Source organism: Roseovarius sp. MMSF_3359 (assembly GCF_030733385.1).
In the GTDB taxonomy this organism is placed as follows: domain Bacteria; phylum Pseudomonadota; class Alphaproteobacteria; order Rhodobacterales; family Rhodobacteraceae; genus Roseovarius.
Genome location: NZ_JASHJC010000009.1, coordinates 52,297 through 75,855, shown reverse-complemented (window position 1 = coordinate 75,855; position 23,559 = coordinate 52,297). Strand labels below are relative to the sequence as shown.

The window sequence follows — 23,559 nt, the reverse complement described above, 5'->3', positions numbered from 1 at the left end:
ATGACGGAAAAGATGACAAGTCCCGAAGCGACACCGGAAAGCTGCGAGGCCGTTGTCAACTTTCTCACCGATGCCCTGCCGCCCGACAGGGAGCGGGGCGGCTGGAACGACATGGCCATGACCGCCTGTCAGGTCGGGTGTGAGGCACTGGTCAAGCTCGGACAAGCGGAGAGAACTTCGTGGGGCGCATCCCCTCATGCGGCACCTTCCCTGCCTGCCATCCTGCCGCGATGGGACGACCTCTGCATCGCTGTGCTGTGGCTGGGCGATCAGAAAAAGGCGATCTCTTTCCGCCTGCCCGACGGGCAGCAACCACCGCTCACTATCGGGCGCATGGCCGTCACGGTCGTTGGTGCGCCGCCGCCGCCCCCACCTAACATTGCCCCGGCTCAGGGGCTAGGACCAGCGCGGGCAACGCCTGAATACCTGACCTTGCTGGAGCAACTCGGGCTGGTTGGGTCAGGGATGTGGACGCCTGCGGCGCAGCCAATCCTCTGGCGGACCCAGCCACGAAATTGGGGAATGGATGTCACCCCTCATCCGTTGTTCAGTGCAGCCGTTGATGCAACTGTCGATAGCATACCGCAAGATATCCGGGACGAAATCAGCAGCCTTTTGGACATCACCGAAGCAGATGTCGCATCGTTGATCGCCAAAAGCACCGCTATGTACGAAGAGGCGCGCGCCAAATACGGCCCCAAGGCGCGGATCGGCGCGCCTTACACCGCCGAACGCGCGCGGCGGGGCCTGATATCCACGCGGAGAAATGATCTGGACTGGGTGTTCTTCCAGAAATGGCGGCTTGACGATCTCTGGCTGAGCCCGACAGAGCAGCGGCGGGCGTTGGAGGTTTTTCACGACCGGTTGGGCTGCGCGATGCGCCGAGCCGTGATGACGCGGCTTTATCCGGATCTGCCGGAGTTTTCCGCTTAGGATATCGAGGTAACCACCCGCCGATGGACTGCGCAAATTGCGCAAAAACTGCACAACTGCTCGGGGGCGGCTGCACGGGCGCGGTTTATTGCTGGTGTCAAACAGGCAAGGCAATAAAGGACCACTCCCATGAAAACCTGCATTCTGCGCGGCGTTCCTTCATCCCTCCGACAAGATGGCTGGTGGCTTGGCCCGATCACTCCCGCACGGGTCCCCCCGCACCCGCCACACGCCGCGCAGAATCCCCGGCGGTATGCGCTCCATGCGCTGCTGCTGGGCGGGCTGATCGCCCTGTCCCAGGGGCCGTGGGCCGCCGCGCCGGACACGGCTGACGTACCGCTGGCCTGCGGCAACCTCGGCGATTTGGGCTTTCGCGCGGCGCATGACTTGCGTAGCCTTGCGCCATCCGCAGAGCAAGGCACGCCGCTTTAACCCATGTCCAAGATCCTCATTATCGACGATGATCCGCAGATCCGCGACGTGCTGCGGATCGCGTTGAAACAAGCGGGTTTCGAGGTGGCCGAGGCCGGTGACGGGGCCGAGGGGCTGGCCAAGGCAAAACGGGGCAGCGCCGATCTGATCGTGCTGGATATCGGCCTTCCCGAGATGGACGGCTTGGAACTGTGCCGTCAGCTTCGGCCCGAGCAGGACACGCCGATCCTCTTTCTGACCGCGCGCGATGACGAGATCGACCGGGTTCTGGGCCTCGAACTGGGCGGGGATGATTACGTCACCAAACCCTTTTCACCACGCGAGCTGATCGCCCGAGTCCGCGCCATCCTGAAACGCACCGAGGCGACGGCACCCACCGGCATCGAGCCGTTGCACCGGGGCATACTGACGCTCGATCCGGGGCGGCATCTCTGCCGGGTTGCGGGCCAACATGTCACCCTGACCAGCCGTGAAATGGCTCTTCTGAGCCACCTGATGGCACGCCCCGATCACGTAGCGACCAAGGCGCAACTGATCGATGCGGTCTACGGCCCGTCGATCCATGTCTCGGACCGGACCCTGGACAGCCACCTGCGCAACCTGCGCGCCAAGCTGTCGGATGCGGGCTGCGATGGCGCGGTTGAAACGGTGCATGGCGTCGGCGTTCGGATGGGTCCATGTCAGGGCGGATAAGGCAGAAATGGCGCCCGCCGCTGGCGCTGGTGATCGGCGGTACGCTGGCCGCCGTGCTCTGCCTGCCCCTGATCGGGATCGGGTATTTCAAGCTGGCGGGCAATATCCTGGGCTGGGGCGAGACGGCCTGGCTGATCTTCTGGATGGCGGTGATTTCGACGGCGATCCTGGGGTATCTGCTCTGGCGGCTGGTGCTGCGACCGGTCTATGCGCTGACCGCCCATGCCAACGCCGTGCGCGAGGGGCGCGAGGATGCACCACTGCCGCCGCATTTCGGCACACCGGAGATTTCCGCACTGGGCCGGGCGGTGGCCGATATGGGGGCAACGCTCAACAACCGTGAGGCGGGCCTGCGCGCCTTCAGCAACCATGTCACCCATGAGCTGAAATCGCCATTGACCAGCATCAAGGGCGCGGCGGAATTGCTGGACGGTGAGTTGGACCCCGACGACCGAAAACGTCTGACGCAAACAATCCTCACCGCCACCGGTCAGATGCAGGAGCAGCTTGAAGCCTTGCGTCATCTGGCGGCGGCGCGAGATCCGGTCGGGCCGGGGCCTTCGACCCTGTCCGATTTGACCGGCGAGGTCGGGCGTGACACCGGCCTCGACATCACTCTGACAGGTGACGCTGCGGTACCGATGGACCGGCAGGCGGTTCTGGTCATCCTCGGGCATCTGGCGCGCAACGCCAAGGCGCATGGCGCCGATCGGATGCAGATCGACCCGCTGCCGGACGGGTTTTCCGTGCATGACAACGGGTCGGGAATTGCCGCCGGAAACCGCGACCGGATCTTTGATCCGTTCTTCACGACGCGGCGCGGATCGGGCGGGACGGGCATGGGTCTCGCGATCGTGCAAACGATGCTGCAAGCCGCTGGTGGGACGATCCACCTCGTGCCCTGTCAGGACGGGGCGATGTTCCGCATCAGTTTCGAAAACGGATAAGCGGGAGAGTCGCCTCAGTCGGGATCAACCGCCACAAGGCGCAAGGCGCGCGCCATTGCCGCCAGCCCCACCTGCACCATGTCATCAGGCGTGGCAGAGACAACCGGCACGCCCTGCGCCGCAAGCACCCGGGCATAGATCGACGCCTCGCCCTGAGGCGCGATAACGCCAACCTGCTGACCCAGCCAATAGACCCGCGCCGCCGCAAGCTCCGCCCCGATGAGGTGCCCGGTGATGGCCGCGGGATTACCGGCAATCTCGGCCTGGCGCAGATGGGAGGCCAGACGCTCGGGGCGGCTTTGACTGTCGGCCATGGCAGCCGGGTCCGCCGTATAGCCGCCGCCCAGAAACGTGGCGAGGCGGAGGCTGAGGAAGCTGGCGAAGCTGATGATTTCATTGGCACCCACATGCACCCAATGGCTTGCATCACCGGTTTCGATACAAAGCACCCCATCCCAGTTCTCATGGCCCGCCAGGAACCCCGCGACCCAGAGGCGAGGCCAGGCGCCCAGCACATCGGCGGGCTGCTCCTGCGTGACCACAGGCAGGGTCCGCCCGGCCGGGGGCAGGACTGCGCAGGGGGTCACATCCGGGGTCCCCTCGCCGATCCAGCGAATGGATTGGGCGGTAAAGCCAAGCCGCGCATATGCCTGATCTTCGGTTTCGGCCCGGGCCTCGGTTTTCACCTCCGACCCTTCGACCGCGAAGGCGCGAAACCCCTCCGCGTCCCGGCCAATCGCGATCCAGCTCGTGTCGGCCATGGTGGGTCAGCGTTGCGAAAGCTGGTCGATGATGCCCGACATGTCGTAGCCCGCCTTGCCGGTCAGGGCGAGGATGTCCTCGGGCGCGATCTGACCGTATTGCGCCAAGGTCCAGAGCATGGTGCAGCGCGTGCCGCTGCGGCAATAGGCCAGCACCGGGCGGGGCATTTGATCCAGCGCGGCCTTGAACGCATCGAGGTCCTCGGGCCGCACATAGCCCGACGAGATTGGCACCGATCGCACTTCAAGACCGGCTTCCTCAGCCGCCTGCGACACCTCATCGAAACAGCATTGGCTGGGTTCTTCCCCATCGGGCCGGTTGCACAGGACGGATTTGAACCCGGCAGCCACGATGGCGGGAATGTCTGTCGCCTCGATCTGGGGCGAGACGGTGAAATCATCGGTGATCTTGCGCAGGTCCATGGGCGTGCTCCTTTGGCTGCGCGCCATATGCGCAAAAACCTTGGCCAAGATCAATGCCACTGGCGTTGACATTTCGCGGATCGGTGCCAAACGTGAGCACGATTTAACATTGGGGGCGGCGATGAGCGGTGAATGGGAATTCTGGATCGACCGGGGCGGGACATTCACCGATATCGTGGCCCTTGATCCCGACGGTGTCGTCCATACGCACAAGCTCTTGTCGGAAAATCCTGAACGTTACCGCGACGCCGCTGTGCAGGGGATCCGTGACGTCATGGGCGTGGACGGCCCGTTTCCGGACAGCTCGATCCGCGCGGTCAAGATGGGCACCACAGTGGCCACGAATGCCCTGCTTGAGCGCAAGGGTGAGCGGGTACTGTTGCTCATCACCAAAGGATTTCGCGATCTCCTGCTGATCGGCTATCAGACCCGCCCGCGCCTCTTCGATCTCGAAATCAAGCGCCCTGATCTCCTTTACGAAGACGTAGCGGAGCTGGACGAGCGGCTGGATGCGGACGGTGCCGTTGTCACGCCGCTTGACGAGGACGCAGCGCGGGCGACGTTGCAGGCCGCCTATGACAAGGGCATCCGCGCAGTGGCGATTGCCGGTCTGCACGCCTATCTCAACCCCGCGCATGAGCAACGCGTGGCCGAAATGGCGGCCGAGATCGGCTTCACCCAGATCACCGCCAGCCATCAGGTCAGCCGCCTCGCCAAGCTGGTCGGGCGCGGCGATACGACCGTGGTCGATGCCTACCTGTCGCCCATTCTGCGGCGCTATGTGGATCAAGTGGCGGGCGCGCTCGACATGGGCCGGGCCTGCGACGCGCTGCTCTTCATGCAATCCTCCGGCGGGTTGACTGATGCGACGCTTTTTCAGGGCAAGGATGCGATTCTCAGCGGCCCGGCAGGTGGCATTGTCGGCATGGTCAAGACCGGCGAGGCGGCAGGACATGAGCGCCTGATCGGTTTTGACATGGGCGGCACCTCCACCGACGTGAGCCATTATGCGGGCGAGTATGAACGCAGTTTCGAGACCGAAGTGGCGGGCGTGCGAATGCGGGCGCCGATGATGGATATTCATACCGTGGCCGCCGGCGGTGGCAGCATCTGCAAATTCGAGGACGGGCGGTTTCAGGTCGGCCCCGAAAGCGCCGGTGCCGATCCCGGCCCCGCCTGTTACCGGCGCGGCGGGCCACTTGCGGTGACCGATTGCAACGTGATGCTGGGCAAGCTCAACCCCGATCATTTCCCACCGGTCTTCGGCCCTGAGGGCAAAGAGCCGCTGGATGCCGAAATCGTGCGCGAGAAATTCGCGAGCCTCGCACGCGATGTGGCCGAGGCGACGGGCGAAGACCCACGCAGTCCCGAGGACATGGCCGAGGGGTTCCTGCGCATCGCCGTCGACAACATGGCCAATGCGATCAAGAAGATCAGCGTGCAGCGTGGGCATGACGTGACCGGCTATACGCTGCAATGCTTCGGTGGCGCGGGGGGGCAACATGCCTGCCTTGTGGCCGATGCCTTGGGCATGACGCGGGTTCTGATCCATCCCCATGCCGGGGTTCTCAGCGCCTATGGCATGGGTCTGGCCGAGATCCGGGCGCTGCGCGAGGTGCAGATGGACGCGCCCCTGTCTGCGGTGGAAAAGGCAGCGTCTGCGCTGGACCGGATCGCCGGTGAGGCGCGCGCCGAAGTCGCAGGGCAAGGTATTGACGACATCACCATCCAGCGCCGCGCGCATCTGCGCTATGACGGCTCGCATCAGCCATTGGACGTCCCCTTCGCCGAGCCGGACCAGATGCGCGCCGATTTCGAAGCCGCGCATCAGCAGCGGTTTGGCTTTCACTCGCCCGAACGCGCCGTGTTGTTCGATATGCTGAGCGTGGAGGCGATCGGGCAGACCGGGCAGGCCCCGAGCCCCGCCCTGCCCGCCGGTGACGGCCAGCCGTTGGCGCAGATCCCGATGTATGCCGAGGGCGATTGGCGTGACGTGCCGCTTTATGATCGCGACACGTTGGATCCGGCCGCGCGCGTGAGTGGTCCGGCAGTGATTACCGAAACCACCGGGACCAATGTGATCGAACCGGGTTGGGCCGCGCATGTGGACCAGATGGGCAACCTGATCCTCGAACGCATCACCGCCAAGGCGCGGGACCGCGCGGCGGGAACGCAAGCCGATCCGGTGCTGCTGGAGGTGTTCAACAACCTCTTCATGTCCGTGGCCGATCAGATGGGCGCAACGCTGGCCAATACGTCATGGTCTGTGAACATCAAGGAACGCTACGACTTTTCCTGCGCGATCTTCGACGACCGGGGCGATCTGGTCGCCAACGCGCCGCATGTGCCGGTGCATCTCGGCTCCATGTCCGATGCGGTCAAGACGATCATGCGGCTCAACCCCGACGCGGCGCCGGGCGACGCCTATATGCTGAATTCGCCCTATAATGGCGGCACGCACCTGCCCGATGTGACGGTCATCACGCCGGTATTTGTCGAGGGCAAAGCGGTTTTCTGGTTGGGGTCCCGCGGGCATCACGCAGATATCGGCGGGCGTACGCCCGGCAGCGCGCCCCCCGACAGTACGCATATCATCGAAGAGGGTGTGCTGATCGACAACGTCAAGCTCGTGGATCGCGGCACGCTTTTGGAAGAGATGGCGGAAAACCTGCTGGCCTCAGGCAAATACCCTTGCCGCACGGTCAGTCAGAACATGGCCGACCTCAAGGCGCAGGTAGCGGCGAATGAGACCGGTCGGCAAGAGCTGCTCAAGGTCGTCGACAATTACGGGATCGACGTGGTGCAGGCCTATATGGGCCATGTGCAGATGAATGCCGAGGAAAGTGTGCGCAGGGTGATCGACCGGCTCCGCGACGGGCAGTTCACCTATCCGATGGATCACGGAGCAGTGATCGAGGTGAAGGTCACCGTGGACCACGCCGCCCGCGAGGCGGTGATTGATTTCTCCGGCACCTCGCCGCAGCATTCGGGCAATTACAACGCGCCGCGGTCAATCTCCGACGCGGCGGTACTCTATGTTTTCCGCACCATGGTCGGCGCCGATATCCCGCTCAACCAGGGCTGCCTGACCCCGCTCAAGATCATCGTGCCGGACGGCTCGATGCTAAATCCGAAATACCCCGCAGCGGTGATTTCGGGCAATACCGAGGTCAGCCAGGCGGCGTGCAACGCGCTCTACGGCGCGCTTGGCGTCATTGCCGGAAGCCAGGCCACGATGAACAATTTCGTCTGGGGCAATGACGACTTCCAGAATTACGAGACCATCGCCGGCGGCACCGGGGCAGGGCCGGGATTCCAGGGCTGCGATGCAATCCAAAGCCATATGACCAACACCCGCATGACCGACCCCGAAGTGCTGGAAAAACGCTTTCCTGTGCGGCTTGAGGAGTTCACTGTGCGCCCCGGATCGGGTGGCGCAGGTCAATGGCGTGGCGGCCACGGCCTGATCCGCAGGTTGCGGTTCCTGAAGCCGGTCACCGTCACGACACTCAGCAATCACCGAATTATCCCGCCCTTTGGCGGTGATGGCGGTGTACCCGGTCAGGTAGGGCGCAACTGGGCCGAACTGCCCGATGGCGAGGTTCGGGAGATGGCGGGCAACAGTGAAATCGACCTGCCCGAAGGCGCAGTATTCGGCATGGAAACCCCGGGCGGCGGCGGGTGGGGCGCGACCTGAGCCGCCAAACGGCCATCCGCTCTTCTTTGATCCGCCATTCAGACGTCGTGGCGGCGGCGGGCCGCATTTTCGATGTCACACCAGCGGTTTTTGATGCGGCGGCATCCGTGACTTGTTAACGAACTTGTGCTCAGATGCGTTCCCAACAAGGCGAATTCGCCGTTTGGAACAGTATTCAGGCACCGTAATGGAAAATCATACGCCCCGAAAAAAGCAGATGCCGCATGTCAAACAGAAGTGCCATCGGTGCCATGGCACCGGGCGGGCGCCGTGTCAGATCTGCGGCGGTTCCGGGCAGGTGCCGCAAGGGCGTGACGAGCGCGGCGGTCCCAAATTCGGCCGCTGCGAAGGATGTTTCGGAACCAAGACGCGGCGCTGCCTGATGTGCAGCGGCGCGGGGTTTGCTTGAGGCTCAGGATCGCGCCTAGCGCCGTCTAGTCATAGCGCAGTTCCGTGGCCTTGCCGCGAAAGACGATGTAAGCGAGCACCGTGTATCCCACGATCATCGGCAGCACGAAAACCGTCCCCACAAGGATGATGAAGAGGCTTTCGGGCGCACTTGCCGCGTCATAGATGGTCAGCGCCTCGGGCACGACATAGGGGTAGAACGAATAGGCCATCCCGAAGAAGCCTAAGGTGAAGAGCGTGGTCGTGGCCACAAACGGCACCCAGGCCAGCCCGTCATCGGCCCGCGGCAGGTGCCGCAGTGTCAGCCAGAGCGCCCCGATCAGCAGAAGTGCCATCAGCGGCATCGGCAGAAGCAGGAAAATTTCCGGCACCGAGAACCATTTGTCGAAAATCCGCGGACTGACGAAAGGTGAGGCGATCGAGATCGCACCCAGACCCAGCACGACGCCCCAGATACCTTGCCGCGCCCATGTGACGGCCTTCTGCTGCAGCGCGCCCTCGGTCTTGAGGATCAGCCATGTGGCCCCGATAAAGGAATAGGCGACCGTCAGGAACACCGCCGTGACGACCGAGAAGGCAAGGGTGAAGAGCGTCACTTCAAGCCCCATGATATACATGCCCAGCATGTAACCCTGCGACAGGGACGTCATCAGGCTGCCGGTAAAGAACAGGTTGTTCCACATCGGTTTGCGCGGCGCCGGCGCCTTGACCCGAAATTCGAAGGCCACCCCCCGCAAGATCAGCCCCACCAGCATGATCGCCACCGGCAGGTAAAGCGCCGTCAGGATCATGCCATGTGCCGCGGGGAAGGCCACCAACAGGATACCGATGGCCAACACCAGCCAGGTCTCGTTCGCGTCCCAGAAGGGGCCGATCGAGGCGACCATGCGGTCTTTCTCCGCCTCTTCCGAGAAGGGGAAGAGCAGGCCAACGCCAAGGTCAAACCCGTCGAGGCAGACATAGATCAGGATCGACAGGCCCATCAGCCCAGCGAAGGTCACTGGCAGCCAAAGTGCGGGATCTCCGAACATTTCCATGGGCTTTACTCCGCCGGAACCGGTCGTGGCATGCCGGGGCGGATGCGGTCATCGCCGCCCTTGCCCGCCGTGCGCGCCAGATAGAAGAGCACCCCGATATAGGCCGCAAGCAGCAGCGCATAGACCGACAGGTAGATGGCCAGCGTTCCGGCGACCATCGGCGCGGGCACGTCCGCCACGGCTTCCTTGGTGGTCATCACGCCGGTGACGAGCCACGGCTGGCGGCCGATCTCGGTCGTGTACCAACCGGCGAGGGTGGCGACCCAGCCCGAAAATGCCATCGGCACCATCGCCCAGAGCATCGGGCGCGGCAGGGCCTCGACCCCGCGCTTTCGCCAGGACATCATCGCCACCGCCGCCCAGCTCAGGAGCAGCATGGCAACGCCGGTTCCGACCATCACACGGAAGGAAAAGAAGACCGGGGCCACGGGCGGATGCAGGATCGTGCCATCCTCGGCCACGAAATCATTCAGGCCGGGCACAACCCCGTCGGCATGGTGGGTCAGTATGAGCGACGCGCCGTTCGGGATGCCGATTTCGAAATGGTTGGTCCGCGCAGCCTCGTCGGGCAGGGCAAAGAGCAGCAGCGGGACGTTGCCCTGCGTCTCCCAGTTACCTTCCATCGCCGCAACCTTGGCAGGCTGGTGTTCCAGCGTGTTGAGGCCGTGGAAGTCGCCCACGAGGATCTGGATCGGGATGAGGATCGCGCCGAGGCCCAGCCCGGTGACCAGCGATGCGCGCACATCCGCGCCACGTTGATCCCGGAGCCAGCGAAACGCACTGATCCCGGCCAGAAGGAAGGCTACGGTCAGCCCACTGGCCAGCAGCATATGGATCAGGCGATAGGGCATCGACGGGTTGAAGATGATCGCCCACCAATCGGTGGCATGGGCCACACCCTCGCGCATCTCGAACCCGACGGGCGTGTGCATCCAGCTTGACAGGACCAGGATCCAGAAGGCGGACATGGTGGTGCCGAACGCCACAAGAAATGTACTGAGCGTGTGAAGCCAGCTTGGCACGCGACTGAACCCGAAAAGCATGATCCCGAGGAAAACCGCCTCGAGGAAGAACGCTGTCATAACCTCATAAGCCAGGAGCGGCCCTGCGATATTGCCGACCGTTTCCATGAAGCCCGGCCAGTTGGTGCCGAACTGGAAGGACATGGTGATGCCGCTGACGACACCCAGCGCAAAGCTGAGCGCGAAGACCTTGATCCAGAACCGATAGGCATTGATCCATTTTTCATCGCCCGACCGGACAAACCTGATCTTGAAATACAAAAGCACCCAGCCCAAAGCGATGGTGATCGTCGGGAACAGGATGTGAAACGAGATATTTGCCCCGAACTGAATGCGGGACAACAGCAATGTATCCATAGGTTTTCTCCGGTCGTCGCCGGTGACTCGCGCGTCACCACTTGCTGCTAACCTAAGTCATCTTACCGTAATGTCAGGCTCCTGCGACCCCAGAACGCAGGTCCGGCTCACTCCTGCAGCGCCTCGAGATTATACCCCCTGAATTCCTTGAGCGCCGACAGGCTGAGCAAGGTTTTGACCTGTGCCACGGACGGGATCTGCGACAGTCGATTGCGGTAGAAATCCTCGTAATCTGACGTGCTGCGCACCGCCACGCGCATCAGATAGTCGAATTCACCGGAAATCAGGTGACATTCGAGCACATCTGGCATCGCCTTGATCTTGTCCTCGAAGGCGGTCTGATCCTCCTTGTAATGCGACGTCAGCTTGACCTCGATGAAGACCTGCAACTCCAGCCCGACAGCCTTTCGGTCAACTACCGCCGCATAGTTGGAAATGGCGCCGCTGGCCTCCATGAGCTTGACCCGGCGGTGGCAGGCGGAAAGTGACAACCCGACCTTTTCCGACAGGCGATTCATCGAGATTTGCCCATCTTCCTGCAGTATAGAAAGAATGCGGTAGTCGAGCCGATCCATCGGAAATTTTCCTAATTTTTTACTATATGTAATCAGTATTTCCAAAATTTTCCCAAATGACAACATCGTTCAATGTTTTTCTTGGCGCAACCTGTGGTATTGTCAAAGGGCGCCAGACACGGCGCCGAATAAAAATGGGAGGATGTAATGTCCGAAAAATTCGTCGTAGGTTACGACGGCAGTGATGCGTCCAATCGGGCGTTGGAATTCGCTGTTGCGCGTGCCAAATCTCAGGGCGGCAGCATCGTCGTCGCCCACGTGCTTGAATGGTCACCCTATTCGTTCCTGACACCGACCGAACTGGAAGAACGGCACAAGCGCCGCAACGAAGAACTGGCCCGTGCCAAATCCGCGCTGATGGACCCGGTTGTCGAAAAACTGTCCGACAGTGGCGTCGAAATCTCGACCGAGATCAAATATGGCCATATCGCCAAGACCCTGGCCACGGTCTGCTCGGACACCGGAGCGACACAGATGGTGATCGGACGCGACGGCGAAACCAGCATCGGTTCGCGCGTCTTTGGCTCCGTGGCCAGCACATTGGCCCAAATGGCGCCGGTGCCCTGCACCATCGTGCCATAAACAAAAAACAGATCAGGGATAGTCACATGTTTCGAAACCTAACATATGCGGCGAGCGCCGCGGCCGGGCTGGCGATGACCAGCGCCCCGGCCTGGGCTCAGGACGGCAGCATCGACCAGAAAGTCAACGAGATCTTCGCGAGCTCGACCGGCTGGTTCGTCAGCTTCATCTTTAGCCCCTTCCCCGGCACGTCCTTTCCATGGATCGTGGCCTGGCTGGTTGTTGCGGCAACCATTTTCACTCTTTACTTCGCTTTCATTCAGTTCCGGGCGTTTCCCCATTCGATCTCGCTGGTGAAAGGCGACTACTCCGACCCGAACGACGCCGGTGAGGTCAGTCACTTCCAGGCGCTTGCCACGGCGCTTTCGGGCACGGTGGGCCTTGGTAACATCGCCGGCGTGGCGGTGGCCGTCGGCATCGGCGGACCGGGCGCAACCTTCTGGATGATCCTGGCGGGCCTCATGGGCATGGCCTCGAAATTCACCGAATGTACGCTTGGCGTGAAATACCGGAATGAATACGAGGACGGTACCGTGTCAGGTGGTCCGATGTATTACCTGACCAAGGGCTTTGCCGAGCGCGGCAAGCCGGGCGGCAAGATCCTCGCGGTCATGTTCTCGATCTTCTGTATCCTCGGCGCGCTTGGTGGCGGCAACATGTTCCAGGCGAACCAGGCCCATGCGCAGATCACCAACGTGGTCGGTGACTATCCTGGCTGGATCACCGGCATCATCTTTGCTGGCGTTGTCTTTGCCGTGATCGTCGGTGGCCTCAAGTCCATCGCCAAGGTGACCGAAAAGGTCGTACCCTTCATGGGTGTGATGTATGTCATCACCGCGCTCATCATCATCCTGATGAACTTCGACAAGATCGGCTGGGCCTTCGGCCAGATCTTCGAAGGGGCCTTTACCGGTCTCGGCGTTGCGGGCGGCATGGTTGGCGCCCTGATCCAGGGCTTCAAACGGGCGGCCTTCTCGAACGAGGCGGGCGTTGGTTCCGCGGCGATCGCCCACTCGGCGGTGAAAACCAAAGAGCCGATCACCGAAGGGTTCGTATCGCTCCTGGAGCCGTTCATCGACACCGTCGTGATCTGCACCATGACCGCACTGGTGATCATCATCACCGGTCAGTTGATCTCGGATCCCGAAACCGGCCTCTATGTCCTGAACGAAGCAGGATCGGCCATCGCCACGGTTGACGGCAACTCCGGTGTCGCACTGACCTCAGCGGCCTTCTCGTCGGCCTTCGGATGGTTCAAATACATCCTGGCCATCGCGGTGATCCTCTTCGCCTTCTCGACCATGATCAGCTGGTCCTATTACGGCCTCAAGGCCTGGACCTTCCTCTTTGGCGAAGGCAAGACAACCGAGCTGGTTTTCAAGGTCATCTTCTGCATCTTCGTCGTCATCGGCGCGGCCGCAAGCCTTGGCCCGGTCATCGACTTCTCGGATGCGGCGATCTTCGCCATGGCGGTTGTCAACATCGTCGGCCTCTACGTGCTGATGCCGGTCGTCAAGGCTGAGCTGGAAAGCTACATGAGCCGCCTCAAATCAGGCGAGATCAAGAAATACACCTGATCTTAGTTTACGTGCAAAGAGAGGGCCGGTGTTTGTCGCACCGGCCCTTTTTCATGTTTTGCCCCCTCCGCATGCGCCGCCCGGATCGCAGGATGCGCACAATCCGCAATTGCCCCTTTAACCCGCCCGGGATACCGCTACTCTCGGCCGCGAAACGGGGGACCGATGCGCCGAATTCTTCTGATCGTCATACTTCTGCTGCCGGGCATGGCACTGGCCCACGCATCGGAGCAGGGGTTCGTGCTGCTTCTGCCGACGGATGTCTATATCACCGCGGGCGTGGCCAGCGTGGCGCTGACGGTCATCCTGCTGGCGATGATGCCCGCCCGGCTGGCACAGGGCGTGTTTCACCCGGTTTCGCTTTGGCGGCGCGCGCCCATGCCGTTGCACCATGTCACAAGCACGCTCGCGGCCGTCCTGCTGGCCGGTCTGATCTGGCTTGGCCTCAGCGGCCCGCGCGATCCGCTGGCCAACCTGCTGCCGCTCGTCGTCTGGACCGTCTGGTGGATCGCGCTGGTCGTGTTGCAGGGAGTGATCGGCAACCACTGGCGATGGACCAACCCATGGACGGGGCCGGCGGCGCTCCTGACGCGCCTGACCGGTCTGCGCGCCCTCTTTCGGTATCCCCGCCGCCTGGGTTTCCTTCCCGGCATCGTCATCTTCCTGGCCTTCGCCGTTCTCCTGCTGGCCGATCCGGCCCCCGCCGATCCCGCGCGGCTGGCCCTGTTCGCGGGCGGATATTGGTACGCGACGATGTTCGGCATCCTCCTTTTCGGCCCGCGCTGGCTTCTGCGCGGCGAGGCGCTGACCATCCTGATGCGCAGCTACGCGCGGGTGAGCCTGCTGGGCCGACGCGGCCGTCAATTCGCCATCGGACTGCCCGGGTGGAAGATCATGGCCCGGCCCCATGTACCCATGGGTTTGGCGGTGTTCATCCTTATCCTGCTTGGCACCGGCAGTTTTGATGGCCTGAACGAGACCTTCTGGTGGTTCAGCGTCCTGGGCATCAACCCGCTCGAATTTCCCGGCCGCAGCGCCGTCATAACGCAGACAATCCTTGGCCTGCTAGCCGCCAATGCCGCGCTGATCACGGCCTATGGCGTCTCGATCTGGCTTGGGTTGCGCATCGCCCGGGCCGATCTTGACCTCGGCCCCGCCTTCCGCCTCTTTGCCCCGTCGATCCTGCCGATCGCACTGGGCTATCACCTGGCCCATTACCTGACCAGCCTCATGGTCGACAGCCAATATGCGCTCAAGGCCGCGACCGACCCGCTCGCGCGGGGCGATGATTTACTGGGCCTGGGGCAATTCTATGTCACGACCGGTTTTTTCAACACGCAAGCGACGGTGCGGGCCATCTGGCTGACGCAGGCGGGAGCGGTTGTCATCGGCCATGTGATCGCCATTCTGCTGGCCCATGCCCTGGCTTTGCACGCCTTCGGCAGCACCCGCCGCGCCACGCTATCACAGGCGCCGCTGGCCCTCTTCATGGTGGCCTACACGTTCTTCGGCCTCTGGCTCCTGGCGTCACCCCGCGGCCTTTGACACCTGTTTTTGCTGGACAATCACCGCCCCAATTCGCAATGTTAACCCTATTTCGGGGCGTCCAGCGCCCCACCGCTCAGACATGGGAGACTGAGGACATGACCAAATCCACCAGCCGCCGCGCGGCGCTCAAGACCATTGCCGCCGGTGTTGGCGCGGCCAGCCTGCCGATGTGGGCGCGCTATACCAACGCGGCGACGTCCGAGCCGATCAAGATCGGGTTCCAGGTTCACCGCACCGGCATCGGCGCGGCCTATGGCCGCTGGTACGGGCGCACCACCGAGGCGGCGGTCAAGCTCATCAACGAGGGCGGCGGCATCAATGGCCGCATGGTCGAGATCGTGGCCGAGGATGATGGCACAGACCCCAAGCGCGGCGCGGAAGTGGTCGAGAAATTCGCCAACCAGCACGGCTGCGACGTGGGCTTTGGCACCCTCTTTTCCCATGTGGTCATCGGCTCATCCCCCCGCGCGGGGGAGTTGAAACTGCCCTATTTCGTGGTCTCCGAAGGCCATCACGTGGCGTCGGGGATGCTCAACCGTTACACGCTGCAACCCGGCATCACCGACGTGAAAAGCCAGGTGCAGGCGATGGCGCCCTACGTGGCGGAAAACCTGGGCAAGAAGGTCACGATGGTATTCCCGGATTTCGCCTTTGGCCATGACCACCGCGATTTCTTTACCGCAGCGATCGAGGCGCAAGGCGGCGAGGTGCTCGAACATATCGCCATCCCGCCGACCGAGACCTCCTTTACTAAGTATTTCCCCAAGATCCCGCGTGAGACCGAGGTGCTTTACCACGTCATGGTTGGCCCTGCGGTTCTGACCTTCGTGAAGGAGTTGGGTGAATTCTTCGGCCCCTCGCGGCCCGAAATGTTCGGCTTCATCGACAGCCTCGAAGCTGTCGACATCTCAAGCCCTGGCCTGGAATTCCTCGAAGGTACGTATTTCTGGGAAGGGAACCCGCGCAATGCGCAGGCGGACCAGAGCGAGCATGACAAGTTCTACCGTGCCGCCGTGGGCGTCGATGACAACGGCGCGTCGATCAGCGATCCGACGGATGTCTCCACCTATGCCCATATGTTCGGATGCTGGGAAACCCTGCACGTCATCAAGGCCGGGATGGAGGCCGCCGGTTATGAGGGGCCAGGCGATCGTGCCAAGCTGATCGAAGCGGTCGAGGCGATGAGCGACATGCCCGAGAGCCAGGCGCATCCGCAGGGCGCCAAGGTGTTCAATGGCAAGACCCACCAGGTCTTCGGCCACCAATACATCAGCCGGGTCGAAGGCGGAAAGCTCGTCAAGGTGCACACCACGTCAATCGAAGACACGCTCTACCCGGACGAGGTGGATTACACCACGCAATCCTTCTGAGTCACGGTGCGCTCCTGCTTCGGTGGCCGGAGCGCACTAACCCGGGGCGCGACAACGGCATACCAACGCTCGATCAAGGCTTAGAGGCCGTGGCCAAGGCCAGCTCCCCGGCTGAACCCCCGCGCATCGAGGTGACGTCTAGATGGACATTCACCTCATGAACGGAAAGCCAGGCTGACATTCTGACACGAATCCCCTAATCATCTGAAAGACTACCTTTAGATACCGGGGCTGTTTCGTGACAATTCGACTGCTGCGCACATTGGTCGCGATCGCGGATGCCAGGACGTTCAGCGCCGCTGCCGAGGTCGTGCATGTCACCCACGCGGCCGTCAGCCAGCAGATGCAGACGCTTGAGGCTGATCTCGGCATCGCCCTTTTCGACCGCAGCACGCGCACGCCGGAACTGACGCCGATTGCCCATGAAATCGTCGCCAAGGCCCGCAAGCTGATCGCGGATTACGATAACCTCGTGCCGTCGGTGCTGGCCGATGGCGGGCTGGGCGGGATCGTCACGCTGGGCGCCTTGCGCACGACCCTGACCGGGTTGATGCCGCAGGCCATGGCCGTCCTCAAATCGCGCTTCCCGCAGATGGGATTGCATATCCGTCCCGGCCTGACCAGCACCCTGCTGGCGGATCTGGAGCGCGGCACCCTTGACGCGGCCACCGTGACGAAACCGCATCTGATGCCACCCGGCCTTGTATTTCGCGAGCTGGTCACGGAACCGATGCAACTGATCGCCGCCATCGAAGAGCCCGGTGATGATCCGATCGAGCTTCTGCGCAAGCGGCCCTTTATCCGCTTCAACCGAAGCGCGGTGGTCGGGACGCTGATCGACAACTGGATCCTGTCAAATCGCATCGCGGTTGCCGAGACGATGGAACTCGACAGCCCCGAAGCCATAGCCAGTATGGTGCATGAAAATCTCGGCGTCTCCATCGTGCCCGACCTTGCGGTAAAGCCCCTTAGCGGCCCGCAGGTCAAACGCCTCAGCCTCGGGGAGGACGCGCCGATGCGGACACTCGGCCTCGCCTATCCGGGCAACACCGTGAAAACCCAGGCGATCGACGCGCTCTTTGATGCGCTTTCAGGCGTCATCGAAGAGGCACAACCCAAGACGCGAAGCACCAGCGCATGACCACGGAAACCATCCTGTTCCTCATGCTGGGCGCGGCGGCTGGTGGGTTCATCAACGGGTTGACCGGGACCGGCACGGCGCTCTTTGCGCTCGGGTTCTACCTCGTGGTTCTCGACCCTATCCGCGCCGTGGCCATCGTCGCGCTGATGTCCGTTTTGGCAGGGCTGCAAGGCCTCTGGATCGTCCGGTCTGAGATTCTGGCGCAGCCGGCGCGATTGCTGCGGTTTCTCCTGCCCGGCCTCATCGGCGTGCCCATCGGGCTCAGGCTTCTGGACGTTATCGACGCCGGGACCTTGCGGATCGCCATCGCCACATTGCTTGTCATCTATGGCGCCTATTTCGGATTTCGCACGGCCCTGCCCGCCTTTTCCCGCCGAACGCCATGGGCCGACGGGATGTTCGGCTTCGTGGGCGGTGTCTTTGGCGGGGCGGCGGCGGTGTCCGGTGCGATCCCTTCGATGTGGCTTTCGATCCGCCCCTGGACCAAGGCCGAAACCCGCGCCGTCCTGCAGCCCTATAACGTCACCATTCTCTGCACGACGATCTGTCTTTTGTTCTTCAAAGGGGCTTATGACCGCACGGCGCTGAGCGCATTGCTGGTGACGATCCCGGTGGGCCTCATCGCCGCCCAGGTCGGGATCGCTGTTTTCCGGTCGCTGAGTGATACCGCCTACCGGCGGCTCTTGATCCTCCTGACCCTGCTCATGGGGATCGGCATCATGCTGAGCGAGATCACCTAGGGTACAACCCCACCGCTCAGATCACCTCGTCGGTGCGGTCATCGCTTTCGCCATAGCGTTTGAGAACGGCAGGTTTGGTGCCTTCGTAGACCCGCGTGACATTCTCGGCGATCTTGGCGTTTTCGCGTTCAAAGAGGCAGTCACCGTTCATGTCCGAGGCGACGATAAACGGCCCCATCCGGTTGCATTTGATGACCCACATCGCCTGGGCAAGCCCCAGTTCCTCGTTCCAATGCACCGCTTCGACGCTTTCGACGCCACGCCCCAGAAGCGCACCGGTGCCATAGCCAACCGTGGACAGGTAGACCGCGCCGTTGGGGACGAAATATTCCTTGTAGTCCTTCGAGGTCATGCCGCCCTTGCCGACGATCAGCTTCGCCCCGGTCTTGGCCATCCACTCCGGCAACCACTTGGCGAAGCGGAACGAGGCCGTGGCCGTCACCGCGCCCATGTCGAAGGAGCCATCCGGGTTGATCCGCGCGGCGGGCGAGCAATGGAAATTTGCCGCCGATTGCGAGGGCAATTCCATTGGGATATTGGCCTTGTCTTCGAGCGCCCGCATGTAGACGCCTTCGCGGGCCGTGTACATCAGCCCATCAAGGTAGACGACGTCGCCTAACCGCAGATCGGCAATGGCGTCGTCCGTGGGGGTCGTGGACAGGCGGACTTCGCGCGGACCAGTCATGTCTGCTTATTCCTCATATCGCGCCAGACCTGACAAGCCGTGCCAAGCGTTTTGCCCTGGCTTTCCTTCAACCAGGCCATGAAAGGCCTGTTCATGGAAAAGTCTTCCCCAATTCGGCTTCTGAAATAGCGCCGCACGTTCTGCGTGTTTCGATAGTCTCGATCAATCACGGTGTCGTCGTCCAACGCAGCGGAGTGCCAATCCAATCCGGGCGTCATTCCGCCGCCTCCTTCTTGGGTTCCCACTCGACCGTTTCGCGGCGTTGATAATCGGTAAACCAGTCCGGGTCTGTACGGTAGAAAACCCGCCCGTCCGCATGGATGCGGGCCACCGCGCGGCGCGAGGACAGGCAGAAAGCATGAACCGACATCGGCATGCCGCCGGTGTGGCAATACCCCACCTCGATATTGCAATCGATCACCATGTTCTTGCCGACAAACCCCATCGCCCCCATGCCGATGGAATTGCCCAGCTCTTTGAACTCGTCCTCCATCTCGGCAATGCGCGGATCGGAATTGCGGCTACCGACCACCCGCAGGGTCGAGGCGCGCTTGCCCAAAGTCATGCAGATATCCTTGGAACCGCCCAGCCCAATGCCGATGATCGCGGGCTGGCAGGCGAGGCCGCGCTTGCCAAACGCCATCAGGCTGTCGAGATAGAACCGTTTGATCCCCTGAATGCCGTCCGAGGGGAAAAGCATCCGGTAATCGGTGCCAAAAAGCCCGCCCTTATGCACGGTGATGAGGTCAATCCATGCACCTTCCGGCTCAAAACCGTATTCAATCTCCGGCGCGCCGATGCCGACATTGTTGTCATGGTCCGTGCGCCACAGCGGATGTACCCGGTTGGGCCGAAGCGGCACGCCATTGGTGGCATTTGCCGTGGCCCGGCGCAGGGCGGCCTCAAGCGCGACCATGCCACCTTCGACCTGCGCCTCGTTACCCATTTTGACGAACCAACGCGGCACGCCCGTGTCGCCACACATGGCGCGACGATCCTCCTTGGCGGCCTCGTAATTCTCGAGCATCGCCTTAAGCACGAACGAGGACAAGTCGCCATCCTCGGTCCGCGCGGCCTCCTGCAGCCCGTCAAGATAATCCTGTGGGATTTCAATGGCCGCCTTGTCCATCAAGGTCTCGGCGGTTTTCTGGATAAGGTCGGTGGGGATCATGCGGCGCTCCCGTCTGTTGTCGAAGGAACAGTCTCAACGATGGTAATGAACCACGACTCGTCTGCCTCGTCCAAGTGACTTCTACTGTAGGCGTTAACCAACCCATCCATTGCAACGGCACTGAGCATATCTTCTAGCAGGCGCTCCCTGATCGGCGAACCTATGTTGAGATATTCACAACTCATGGCGTAGTCGACAAAACGGTGCGCGGCATCGGCGTAGTCTTCACCGGCATGTTGCGAGCAATACGTACCGCCCGCCCTTTCGACAATGAATGTATATAGTTTCATGGCACTGCCACCAATGTTTCGGGTGCGCCTTCGGGCAAGACCGTCTCGCCCGGGCGCACGATGGTAAATTGGACCGGCTCTCGTGTCACATTCACCGCGCTGTCCTTGAGGCGGGCGACGGTGAAGTCACTGTCTTCCATCGCGCCGGGATCCGGAAAATCCTCGCGGAAATGCGCTCCGCGGGAATTTTCGCGGGCGATCCCGGCCTTTGTTATCACCTCGGATATATCACAAAGCGAGCGCACGTTCAGCCAGTCATGCCAGGTCAGGTTGAAGGCCAGGGTATCGCCCGCGACGCCCACGTCCATGAGCGCCGCAGACACTTCGGCAATCCCCTCAAGACCGCGTTTCATTCCCGCCTCGGTCCGCATCACGCCGACATCCTCCCACATCAGATCCTGCAGGCGTTTGCGCAGGGGTTGGACCAGGTCGGGTTTACGGCTGAGCGGATGGATCGCACGTTCCAACTCGGCGGCAAGCACCTCCTCATCCGGGTCGCGCAGACCCGGCATGGTACGAATATCGGCCCCCATCGTATCCCCCGCAATCCCGCCATAGACGGTCGAATTCGCCACGCCATTGCCGCCCAGCCGGTTCGAGCCATGCGCGCCGCCCGCATCCTCGCCCGCCACGTAAAGTCCCTCCATCGCCGTGCGGGTGTCCACATCCACGACAACACCGCCCATGAAGTAATGCGCGGTTGGCACCACCTCGACCTTGCCCGCGGCCAGGTCAAAACCGCTATCGGCACAACGCTTGACCATGCCCTTGAATTTACGACGCACGTTCTCCGGCCCCAGATGCCCCATCGAGATGAACACACCCTCCTGCTCCGGGTCGTTGTTCTTGCGCATCTCGGCATAGATCCCGCGGCTGACCAAGTCGCGGGTGGCGCGCTCGCCCTCAGCGTCATAGTCGAACATGAACCGCTGGCCCGCGTGGTTGATAAGCTGCCCCCCGGCGCCACGCAGCCCTTCTTCGAGCACCGTGCCGGTCATTCGCGTGTGATCCCCCGCCAAGAGGCCCGTGGGGTGAAACTGCACCATTTCCATGTCACGCAAGGGCAGGCCCGCGCGCAAGGCCATGGCAAGCCCATCCATCGTCTTGTCGCCCGACGGCGTGTGATACTTGTACATGGTCGGGCCACCGCCCGTGGCCATCAGGACCGTCTTGGCCCGGACCAGCCGGAAACGCCCGCTGCGCATGTCGATCATCAGCACCCCGGCAAGGGCGCTGCCGTCTTGGGTGGGGATCAACCCGATGGCGCGATGCTCCTGCAGTTTCTCGACACCGCTCGCCAGGACCTTTTCCATCAGGCGGTTGATGATCTCGATGCCGGTCAGGTCGCCCTTGTGCACTGTCCGATCCGCTGTCTGCCCGGCAAAGGCCTTCTGATGCAGCGACCCGTCAGGGTTGCGGTCAAAGAAACATCCGATCTCGTTTTCCAGCTCGCGGATGCGCACCACCGCCTGTTCGCAAAGCCGCCAGGCCATGTCCTGATTTGGGAGCCATTTGCCTCCATTGATCGTGTCCATGAAGTGCCGCTCGACCGTGTCGCCGCCGCCGAGCGCCACGTTATAGCCGCCCTGCACCATGCGGGTGCAGCCGCATTTCCCGATGAGGCCCTTGACCGCGATGGTGATCTTCGTCCCCTCGGGCGCACTTTGTTGCGCATGGAGCGCCGCAAAAAGCCCCGCGCCCCCGGTCCCGAGGATCAGGATATCGGTGTCGTGCCGGTCGATATCACTCAGCGCCATGTCACACCGCCTTCAGGAAAAAGAGGCAGGCAATGAGGAAAGATGCCGCCGTCGTCCCTGCCGCCAAGGTCTTTTGCGATGCCGACCAGGGCAGCCATTCCATTGCCATCAGCCTGAGACCGCCAAACATGTGCACGGCCAGCAGGAAGACGAGGCCGAACTCCGCGAGTTTCACCATCCCGGCCTCAGTCATCGCCAGAAACCCGTCGAGCCGCGCGGGATCGGTCATGGCCATCGCCAGCACCCAGAAGTGGAACGGCAGAAACAGGGCAAGACCAAGCCCCGACAGCCGGTGCAGAATATAGGCCAGCCACAGCGGATGCGCCCGCGAGGTGATGCCCCTGGCCGCCCTCATGCAAATGTCACGGCCCAGACGGCGCGTGCTCCGAGTGTCAAAAGGCCGATACCAACCGCCCACGTAAACAGATTGAGCACAGCACCTTTCATCCCTCCCCATTCAAAAGCAATCACCCGGAGGCCGATGGCCCCGTGAATTGCGACCGCGACGACGAAAACGCCATAGAACAGGAACCAGAGAATGGAACCTTGGGTGCGTCCGAGGATTTCCGCCGCGCTCAACCCTCCCTGGATCGCATAGATCATCACCGCCAGATGTCCCAGCACCAGCGGCGCCATCAGCAATGCGGTGATCCTTTGCAACATGTAAAGACGCAGGCCCAGCATCAGCGTCCCCTCCGGAAAAAGGATTTCGCGGTTTCGCGCTTGAGGCCGGCAATGGCCGACATCGGGTCCAATTCGTTCGGGCAATAGGCGGTGCAGGACCCCATGGAGTGGCAGTTATGGCACCCACCCGTGCCGGATACCGCGTCCAGAATGGCCGTGCGTCCCTCGTCCTTGACATCGTTGAGCAGGGTCCATGCCCGTTGCAAGGCCGCCGGTCCGAGATAATCCGGATTGCCCGCCACCGTATCGCATGCCGCGTAGCAGACCGAGCAGTTGATACATTCAATGGCTGCATTCGCCTCAACCCGTGCCGCGCTTTCCGCCTCAATCGGTGCAATCGGGTCGTCCCGCGTCAGCGCGCCGTGATGCACCCCTTCGGCGGCGACCCATTTGTCGAAAAACGGGTCCATATCGACCGCAAGATCCTTGATAACAGGCAGGTTGCGTAGCGGCCCGATGGTGACCGCGTTTCCGTCCAAGACCTTGGAAATATGCGTCCGGCAGGTCCAGCGCGGCACGCCGTTGACCATCATCGCGCAACTGCCGCACATCCCCACGCGGCAGGCAAACCGATAGCTCAGCGTCGGATCGGCGTTCTGCTGCACCCAGGAGACAACATCGAGGACGGTCTGATTGTCATAGGCAGGCACCTCGAACCGGTCCTGCCGGTCCGGGCCACGCTCGATCGTCACCGTAAGGAAATCGGGGGTCATGGTCCGTCGGGTCTTC

At 62.4% G+C, this 23,559-nt stretch carries 24 protein-coding genes; 11 read left to right on the top strand and 13 right to left on the bottom strand.

Features of this window, described 5'->3' with window-relative positions; all coding sequences use genetic code 11:
* Positions 1-12: 12 nt before the first annotated feature.
* The 4 genes from RBB29_RS14040 to RBB29_RS14025 all read left to right on the top strand — a co-directional run bounded on the left by RBB29_RS14040 (position 13) and on the right by RBB29_RS14025 (position 3,005).
* Positions 13-933: a hypothetical protein gene (locus tag RBB29_RS14040; RefSeq protein WP_306114676.1), complete on the top strand. Its 921-nt coding sequence runs from the start codon at positions 13-15 to the stop codon at positions 931-933.
* 129 nt (positions 934-1,062) lie between these two features.
* A complete protein-coding gene (locus tag RBB29_RS14035; protein ID WP_306114677.1) occupies positions 1,063-1,365 on the top strand; it encodes a hypothetical protein in 303 nt (100 codons plus the stop codon).
* A 3-nt stretch (positions 1,366-1,368) separates the two neighbouring features.
* Entirely contained in the window at positions 1,369-2,058 is a 690-nt protein-coding gene (locus tag RBB29_RS14030) for a response regulator transcription factor (RefSeq protein WP_306114678.1), read from the top strand.
* A complete protein-coding gene (locus RBB29_RS14025) occupies positions 2,043-3,005 on the top strand; it encodes a HAMP domain-containing sensor histidine kinase (protein WP_306114679.1) in 963 nt (320 codons plus the stop codon). Before RBB29_RS14030 ends, RBB29_RS14025 begins: the two co-directional genes overlap by 16 nt.
* Before the next feature lie 14 nt (positions 3,006-3,019).
* Here the strand turns inward: RBB29_RS14025 and RBB29_RS14020 are convergent, their stop codons facing one another.
* Positions 3,020-3,766, bottom strand: a complete 747-nt coding sequence (locus RBB29_RS14020; RefSeq protein WP_306114680.1) for a 2-dehydro-3-deoxygalactonokinase — start codon at positions 3,764-3,766, stop codon at positions 3,020-3,022.
* Between the two features lie 6 nt (positions 3,767-3,772).
* Positions 3,773-4,189, bottom strand: a complete 417-nt coding sequence (locus tag RBB29_RS14015; protein ID WP_306114681.1) for a TIGR01244 family sulfur transferase — start codon at positions 4,187-4,189, stop codon at positions 3,773-3,775.
* A 121-nt stretch (positions 4,190-4,310) separates the two neighbouring features.
* Here RBB29_RS14015 and RBB29_RS14010 point away from each other — a divergent pair, with 121 nt between their 5' ends.
* Positions 4,311-7,886: a hydantoinase B/oxoprolinase family protein gene (locus RBB29_RS14010; protein WP_306114759.1), complete on the top strand. Its 3,576-nt coding sequence runs from the start codon at positions 4,311-4,313 to the stop codon at positions 7,884-7,886.
* A gap of 434 nt (positions 7,887-8,320) precedes the next feature.
* Here the strand turns inward: RBB29_RS14010 and RBB29_RS14005 are convergent, their stop codons facing one another.
* The 3 genes from RBB29_RS14005 to RBB29_RS13995 all read right to left on the bottom strand — a co-directional run bounded on the left by RBB29_RS14005 (position 8,321) and on the right by RBB29_RS13995 (position 11,285).
* Positions 8,321-9,331 (bottom strand): cytochrome d ubiquinol oxidase subunit II, encoded by a 1,011-nt coding sequence (locus RBB29_RS14005; protein WP_306114682.1) that lies wholly within the window; start codon positions 9,329-9,331, stop codon positions 8,321-8,323.
* Between the two features lie 5 nt (positions 9,332-9,336).
* Positions 9,337-10,710, bottom strand: a complete 1,374-nt coding sequence (locus RBB29_RS14000; RefSeq protein ID WP_306114683.1) for a cytochrome ubiquinol oxidase subunit I — start codon at positions 10,708-10,710, stop codon at positions 9,337-9,339.
* Positions 10,711-10,817: 107 nt separating this feature from the next.
* Positions 10,818-11,285, bottom strand: a complete 468-nt coding sequence (locus RBB29_RS13995) for an Lrp/AsnC family transcriptional regulator (protein ID WP_306114684.1) — start codon at positions 11,283-11,285, stop codon at positions 10,818-10,820.
* Between the two features lie 147 nt (positions 11,286-11,432).
* Here RBB29_RS13995 and RBB29_RS13990 point away from each other — a divergent pair, with 147 nt between their 5' ends.
* From RBB29_RS13990 to RBB29_RS13965, 6 genes are all read left to right on the top strand, one after another.
* Positions 11,433-11,867 (top strand): universal stress protein, encoded by a 435-nt coding sequence (locus RBB29_RS13990; protein ID WP_306114685.1) that lies wholly within the window; start codon positions 11,433-11,435, stop codon positions 11,865-11,867.
* 74 nt (positions 11,868-11,941) lie between these two features.
* Positions 11,942-13,444, top strand: a complete 1,503-nt coding sequence (locus RBB29_RS13985; RefSeq protein WP_371931506.1) for an alanine/glycine:cation symporter family protein — start codon at positions 11,942-11,944, stop codon at positions 13,442-13,444.
* A 165-nt stretch (positions 13,445-13,609) separates the two neighbouring features.
* On the top strand, positions 13,610-14,989 hold the full coding sequence (locus RBB29_RS13980; protein WP_306114687.1) for a hypothetical protein: 1,380 nt from the start codon (positions 13,610-13,612) through the stop codon (positions 14,987-14,989).
* A gap of 98 nt (positions 14,990-15,087) precedes the next feature.
* Positions 15,088-16,362, top strand: coding sequence for an ABC transporter substrate-binding protein (locus RBB29_RS13975; protein ID WP_306114688.1), 1,275 nt, complete (start codon positions 15,088-15,090; stop codon positions 16,360-16,362).
* Between the two features lie 238 nt (positions 16,363-16,600).
* Entirely contained in the window at positions 16,601-17,503 is a 903-nt protein-coding gene (locus RBB29_RS13970) for a LysR family transcriptional regulator (RefSeq protein ID WP_306114689.1), read from the top strand.
* A complete protein-coding gene (locus tag RBB29_RS13965; RefSeq protein WP_306114690.1) occupies positions 17,500-18,243 on the top strand; it encodes a sulfite exporter TauE/SafE family protein in 744 nt (247 codons plus the stop codon). Before RBB29_RS13970 ends, RBB29_RS13965 begins: the two co-directional genes overlap by 4 nt.
* Positions 18,244-18,259: 16 nt before the next feature.
* Here RBB29_RS13965 and RBB29_RS13960 read toward each other — a convergent pair whose 3' ends face one another.
* The 8 genes from RBB29_RS13960 to RBB29_RS13925 are packed head-to-tail and all read right to left on the bottom strand — an operon-like array spanning position 18,260 to position 23,543.
* Positions 18,260-18,928 carry a fumarate hydratase C-terminal domain-containing protein gene (locus tag RBB29_RS13960; protein WP_306114691.1) on the bottom strand — a complete coding sequence of 223 codons (669 nt, stop codon included), beginning with the start codon at positions 18,926-18,928 and terminating at the stop codon, positions 18,260-18,262.
* The gene (locus RBB29_RS13955) at positions 18,925-19,146 is read right to left on the bottom strand and encodes a DUF6434 domain-containing protein (RefSeq protein ID WP_306114692.1); all 222 of its coding nucleotides are present in this window, start codon (positions 19,144-19,146) and stop codon (positions 18,925-18,927) included. Before RBB29_RS13955 ends, RBB29_RS13960 begins: the two co-directional genes overlap by 4 nt.
* Positions 19,143-20,099 carry a fumarate hydratase gene (locus tag RBB29_RS13950; protein ID WP_306114693.1) on the bottom strand — a complete coding sequence of 319 codons (957 nt, stop codon included), beginning with the start codon at positions 20,097-20,099 and terminating at the stop codon, positions 19,143-19,145. The genes RBB29_RS13955 and RBB29_RS13950 overlap by 4 nt, the downstream gene beginning before the upstream one ends.
* Positions 20,096-20,389, bottom strand: a complete 294-nt coding sequence (locus tag RBB29_RS13945) for a hypothetical protein (protein WP_306114694.1) — start codon at positions 20,387-20,389, stop codon at positions 20,096-20,098. The genes RBB29_RS13950 and RBB29_RS13945 overlap by 4 nt, the downstream gene beginning before the upstream one ends.
* Positions 20,386-22,146 carry an L-aspartate oxidase gene (locus RBB29_RS13940; RefSeq protein WP_306114695.1) on the bottom strand — a complete coding sequence of 587 codons (1,761 nt, stop codon included), beginning with the start codon at positions 22,144-22,146 and terminating at the stop codon, positions 20,386-20,388. The genes RBB29_RS13945 and RBB29_RS13940 overlap by 4 nt, the downstream gene beginning before the upstream one ends.
* Position 22,147: 1 nt before the next feature.
* Positions 22,148-22,501 carry a succinate dehydrogenase, cytochrome b556 subunit gene (gene sdhC / locus RBB29_RS13935; protein WP_306114696.1) on the bottom strand — a complete coding sequence of 118 codons (354 nt, stop codon included), beginning with the start codon at positions 22,499-22,501 and terminating at the stop codon, positions 22,148-22,150.
* The gene (locus RBB29_RS13930; RefSeq protein ID WP_306114697.1) at positions 22,498-22,830 is read right to left on the bottom strand and encodes a succinate dehydrogenase; all 333 of its coding nucleotides are present in this window, start codon (positions 22,828-22,830) and stop codon (positions 22,498-22,500) included. Before RBB29_RS13930 ends, sdhC begins: the two co-directional genes overlap by 4 nt.
* Positions 22,830-23,543: a succinate dehydrogenase/fumarate reductase iron-sulfur subunit gene (locus tag RBB29_RS13925; protein ID WP_306114698.1), complete on the bottom strand. Its 714-nt coding sequence runs from the start codon at positions 23,541-23,543 to the stop codon at positions 22,830-22,832. Before RBB29_RS13925 ends, RBB29_RS13930 begins: the two co-directional genes overlap by 1 nt.
* Positions 23,544-23,559 lie beyond the last annotated feature (16 nt).

Excerpts from the sequence above, each read along its gene's own strand:
- RBB29_RS13990 (WP_306114685.1), top strand. The coding sequence starts at position 11,433 with ATGTCCGAAAAATTCGTCGTAGGTTACGACGGCAGTGATGCGTCCAAT.
- RBB29_RS14035 (WP_306114677.1), top strand. The coding sequence starts at position 1,063 with ATGAAAACCTGCATTCTGCGCGGCGTTCCTTCATCCCTCCGACAAGAT.
- RBB29_RS14000 (WP_306114683.1), bottom strand. The coding sequence starts at position 10,710 with ATGGATACATTGCTGTTGTCCCGCATTCAGTTCGGGGCAAATATCTCG.
- RBB29_RS13985 (WP_371931506.1), top strand. The coding sequence starts at position 11,942 with ATGACCAGCGCCCCGGCCTGGGCTCAGGACGGCAGCATCGACCAGAAA.
- RBB29_RS13950 (WP_306114693.1), bottom strand. The coding sequence starts at position 20,099 with ATGATCCCCACCGACCTTATCCAGAAAACCGCCGAGACCTTGATGGAC.
- RBB29_RS13925 (WP_306114698.1), bottom strand. The coding sequence starts at position 23,543 with ATGACCCCCGATTTCCTTACGGTGACGATCGAGCGTGGCCCGGACCGG.
- RBB29_RS13955 (WP_306114692.1), bottom strand. The coding sequence starts at position 19,146 with ATGACGCCCGGATTGGATTGGCACTCCGCTGCGTTGGACGACGACACC.
- RBB29_RS13980 (WP_306114687.1), top strand. The coding sequence starts at position 13,610 with ATGCGCCGAATTCTTCTGATCGTCATACTTCTGCTGCCGGGCATGGCA.
- RBB29_RS13960 (WP_306114691.1), bottom strand. The coding sequence starts at position 18,928 with ATGACTGGTCCGCGCGAAGTCCGCCTGTCCACGACCCCCACGGACGAC.
- sdhC (WP_306114696.1), bottom strand. The coding sequence starts at position 22,501 with ATGAGGGCGGCCAGGGGCATCACCTCGCGGGCGCATCCGCTGTGGCTG.
- RBB29_RS14040 (WP_306114676.1), top strand. The coding sequence starts at position 13 with ATGACAAGTCCCGAAGCGACACCGGAAAGCTGCGAGGCCGTTGTCAAC.
- RBB29_RS14030 (WP_306114678.1), top strand. The coding sequence starts at position 1,369 with ATGTCCAAGATCCTCATTATCGACGATGATCCGCAGATCCGCGACGTG.
- RBB29_RS14010 (WP_306114759.1), top strand. The coding sequence starts at position 4,311 with ATGAGCGGTGAATGGGAATTCTGGATCGACCGGGGCGGGACATTCACC.
- RBB29_RS14020 (WP_306114680.1), bottom strand. The coding sequence starts at position 3,766 with ATGGCCGACACGAGCTGGATCGCGATTGGCCGGGACGCGGAGGGGTTT.
- RBB29_RS13940 (WP_306114695.1), bottom strand. The coding sequence starts at position 22,146 with ATGGCGCTGAGTGATATCGACCGGCACGACACCGATATCCTGATCCTC.
- RBB29_RS13995 (WP_306114684.1), bottom strand. The coding sequence starts at position 11,285 with ATGGATCGGCTCGACTACCGCATTCTTTCTATACTGCAGGAAGATGGG.
- RBB29_RS14015 (WP_306114681.1), bottom strand. The coding sequence starts at position 4,189 with ATGGACCTGCGCAAGATCACCGATGATTTCACCGTCTCGCCCCAGATC.
- RBB29_RS13945 (WP_306114694.1), bottom strand. The coding sequence starts at position 20,389 with ATGAAACTATATACATTCATTGTCGAAAGGGCGGGCGGTACGTATTGC.
- RBB29_RS13975 (WP_306114688.1), top strand. The coding sequence starts at position 15,088 with ATGACCAAATCCACCAGCCGCCGCGCGGCGCTCAAGACCATTGCCGCC.
- RBB29_RS14025 (WP_306114679.1), top strand. The coding sequence starts at position 2,043 with ATGTCAGGGCGGATAAGGCAGAAATGGCGCCCGCCGCTGGCGCTGGTG.
- RBB29_RS14005 (WP_306114682.1), bottom strand. The coding sequence starts at position 9,331 with ATGGAAATGTTCGGAGATCCCGCACTTTGGCTGCCAGTGACCTTCGCT.
- RBB29_RS13965 (WP_306114690.1), top strand. The coding sequence starts at position 17,500 with ATGACCACGGAAACCATCCTGTTCCTCATGCTGGGCGCGGCGGCTGGT.
- RBB29_RS13930 (WP_306114697.1), bottom strand. The coding sequence starts at position 22,830 with ATGCTGGGCCTGCGTCTTTACATGTTGCAAAGGATCACCGCATTGCTG.